Origin of the sequence: Pseudomonas sp. (assembly GCF_030150285.1) — a bacterium.
Classification (GTDB): domain Bacteria; phylum Pseudomonadota; class Gammaproteobacteria; order Pseudomonadales; family Pseudomonadaceae; genus Aquipseudomonas.
Map to the genome: position 1 here is coordinate 1 of NZ_JASLGE010000046.1, position 3240 is coordinate 3240.

At 56.3% G+C, this 3240-nt stretch carries 4 protein-coding genes; all 4 read right to left on the reverse strand.

Annotation, left to right across the window (positions count from 1 at the left end; translation table 11 throughout):
• The coding region (locus Q1W15_RS11160) for a 2Fe-2S iron-sulfur cluster-binding protein (RefSeq protein ID WP_300727860.1) at nt 1-284 on the reverse strand (284 nt) is incomplete at its 3' end.
• Between the two features lie 12 nt (nt 285-296).
• On the reverse strand, nt 297-2072 hold the full coding sequence (gene sdhA / locus Q1W15_RS11165) for a succinate dehydrogenase flavoprotein subunit (protein WP_300727862.1): 1776 nt from the start codon (nt 2070-2072) through the stop codon (nt 297-299).
• A gap of 3 nt (nt 2073-2075) precedes the next feature.
• Nucleotides 2076-2444 carry a succinate dehydrogenase, hydrophobic membrane anchor protein gene (gene sdhD, locus Q1W15_RS11170; RefSeq protein ID WP_003446906.1) on the reverse strand — a complete coding sequence of 123 codons (369 nt, stop codon included), beginning with the start codon at nt 2442-2444 and terminating at the stop codon, nt 2076-2078.
• Complete coding sequence (gene sdhC, locus Q1W15_RS11175; RefSeq protein WP_088500128.1) at nt 2438-2824, reverse strand: succinate dehydrogenase, cytochrome b556 subunit; 387 nt, start codon at nt 2822-2824, stop codon at nt 2438-2440. Before sdhC ends, sdhD begins: the two co-directional genes overlap by 7 nt.
• Nucleotides 2825-3240: the final 416 nt, after the last annotated feature.

The window sequence follows — 3240 nt, forward strand, 5'->3', positions numbered from 1 at the left end:
GGCAGACCTGGCAGAGGACGAATAACCAGCTTGTTCTTCTTGACCACGGCAGACAGTGGCGTGATGCACGCCAGACCGTTCTTGCCGTTGATGTTCATGCCATCGGAACCGCAAACGCCTTCACGGCAGGAACGACGGTAGGAAAAACCTTCGTCCTGCTCTTTGATCAGGGCCAGCACGTCCAGCACCATCAAGTCCTTGCCACCGGTATCAACCTGGAAAACCTGGGTTTTCGGAGCCGAGTCGGTGTCAGGGTTGTAACGATAAACTTCAACTTGCAACATATCGATCACCCTTTAGTAAGTCCGGACTTTTGGTTCGAAAGTCGGAACAGTCTTCGGCGAGAAGTTGACCGCACGCTTGGCAACGCGCTTCTCACCCGGGAAGTACAGGGTGTGGCACAGCCAGTTTTCGTCGTCACGGTCTTCGAAGTCTTCACGGGCGTGAGCACCGCGGGACTCTTTGCGAACTTCAGCGGCGATAGCGGTTGCTTCAGCCACTTCCAGCAGGTTTTGCAGTTCCAGCGCTTCGATTCGTGCAGTGTTGAACGCCTGCGACTTGTCGTTGATCTTCACGTTGGCGATACGCTTGCGCAGATCGGCCAGCTGAGCGATGCCTTTCTGCATGTATTCGCCGGTACGGAACACGCCGAAGTAGTTCTGCATGCAGCTTTGCAGCTCGCGACGCAGGGTAGCGACGTCTTCGCCGTCGGTACGGTTGTTCAGCGCGCTCAGGCGTGCCAGGGCAGCTTCGATGTTGGCTTCGGTGGCGTCATCGTATTCGATGCCGTCAGTCAGAGCTTTCTCGAGGTGCAGGCCGGCAGCGCGACCGAAGACCACCAGGTCGAGCAGCGAGTTGCCGCCCAGACGGTTGGCGCCGTGAACCGATACGCAAGCCACTTCACCTACGGCGAACAGACCAGGAATGATCTGATCCACGCCTTCGGCGTTCTGGGTGATCGCCTGGCCGTGAATGTTGGTGGCAACGCCGCCCATCATGTAGTGGCAGGTCGGAACAACCGGAACCGGAGCAACCACCGGGTCAACGTGTGCGAAAGTCTTCGACAGTTCGCAGATGCCTGGCAGACGGCTGTGCAGCACTTCCTCGCCCAGGTGGTCGAGTTTGAGCATTACGTGGTCGCCATTCGGACCGCAACCGTTGCCGGCGATGATTTCTTTAACCATCGAGCGGGCAACCACGTCACGACCGGCAAGGTCTTTGGCGTTCGGAGCATAACGCTCCATGAAACGCTCGCCGTGCTTGTTGATCAGGTATCCACCTTCACCACGGCAACCTTCGGTAACCAGTACACCAGCACCGGCAATACCGGTCGGGTGGAACTGCCACATCTCGATGTCTTGTACCGGTACGCCAGCACGCAGCGCCATGCCGATACCGTCGCCGGTGTTGATCAGGGCGTTGGTCGTCGACGAGTAGATACGGCCTGCACCGCCAGTCGCCAGTACGGTCGCGTTGGCGCGAACATAGGACGTTTCGCCAGTTTCGATGCAGATAACGATCATGCCGACGAAATCGCCAGCTTCGTTCTTAACCAGGTCGACACCGTAGTATTCGTTGAGGAATACAGTGCCAGCCTTCAAGTTAGCCTGATACAAGGTGTGCAGCAGTGCGTGACCGGTACGGTCAGCTGCAGCGCAGGTACGAGCGGCTTGACCACCCTTACCGAAGTCCTTGGACTGACCACCGAAAGGACGCTGGTAGATACGGCCTTGCTCGGTACGGGAGAACGGCAAACCCATGTGCTCGAGTTCGAACACGGCTTCCGGGCCTACGGAACACATGTATTCGATAGCGTCCTGGTCACCGATATAGTCGGAACCTTTAACGGTATCGTACATGTGCCAGCGCCAGTCATCGTTCGGATCCGCAGAAGCGATTGCGCAGGTGATGCCACCCTGGGCCGATACGGTGTGCGAGCGGGTCGGGAAGACCTTGGTGATTACAGCAGTCTTGTGACCGCCTTGTGCCAGCTGCAGAGCAGCGCGCATGCCAGCACCGCCGCCACCAATAATGATGGCGTCGAACGAAAGTGTATTAACTGTGTTAGACATGAATCAGATACCCCAAAGAATCTGCACACCCCAGACGAAGTAAGCGAACATCGCAACGCCGCAGACTGCCTGGAAGAGGAAACGTACTGCTGTCGCGGACTTGCCCAATGCCATTGGCGTCAGGTAGTCGGTCGCGATGGTCCACATGCCGACCCAGGCGTGAGCACCCAGAGCAACGAGGGCCAGCAGGCTGAAGATACGCATCCAGTTGCTTGCGAACAGCTCATGCCATTGGGCGTAGCCAATGCCAGGGTTCGCAACGAGGTACCCGATCAGGAAAATAAAATAAGCCGCTAGAACAACCGCAGACACACGTTGTGCCATCCAGTCATAGAGGCCCGAACGCGACAGGTTCGTAACGCTGGTTACCATATCCAAACTCCCGCCAGAACAATCATCACCACGGAAATGACGATTACGATTTTCGAGCCCAGTCGGCCGCCTTCAAGCGTCTCACCGATGCCCATGTCCATGATCAAGTGGCGCACACCGGCAACCAGGTGATACAGCAAGGCAGAGAGCAGGCCCCACGCAACGAATTTGGCCAGCGGACTGGTCAAGCATGCCTTCACCTCGGCAAAGCCTTCTTCCGAACCCAGGGATTTGCTCAATGCATAAAGCATGATGCCCAGGCCGAGAAAAAGAATAATGCCCGATACACGGTGCAGAAATGACGTAACGCCGGTGATGGGGAGTTTGATGGTCCTTAGGTCTAGGTTTACAGGTCGTTGGCTATTCACGGCTTTTTTCACACTGAAGAGCCCCTAACAATCAGGGCAAGTTTGTTGGGATGTGCACTGGTCAGGTACCCACCACCCGGGGAGTGACGACCCCCATCTAAACGGGCCCAAAAGCCCCTGGCGGTCGGCTGCCGAGTATAGACAGTTAGGTCGCTAATGACAACGCAAACACCTTCCCCAAATAGCGCATTGCGCTCACGACAGAAAAGGCGTAAACGGCAGGGATAATCGTGTAAAAACTCTTCCCAAAGCCTTGTACAGCAAGACTTTAGGCAAATTGACATTCAAATTTATCTCACTATAGTGGTGCGGGCCCTGCGTGGGGGGTCTGTCTGATGATTTCAAGCATAAATAGGAGGCCACATGGCTGACAAAAAAGCGCAGTTGATCATCGAGGGCGCAGCCCCCGTCGAGCTGCCCATTTTAAC

Coding starts and splice junctions, on each gene's coding strand:
- sdhA (WP_300727862.1), bottom strand. CDS start 2,072: ATGTCTAACACAGTTAATACACTTTCGTTCGACGCCATCATTATTGGT.
- sdhD (WP_003446906.1), bottom strand. CDS start 2,444: ATGGTAACCAGCGTTACGAACCTGTCGCGTTCGGGCCTCTATGACTGG.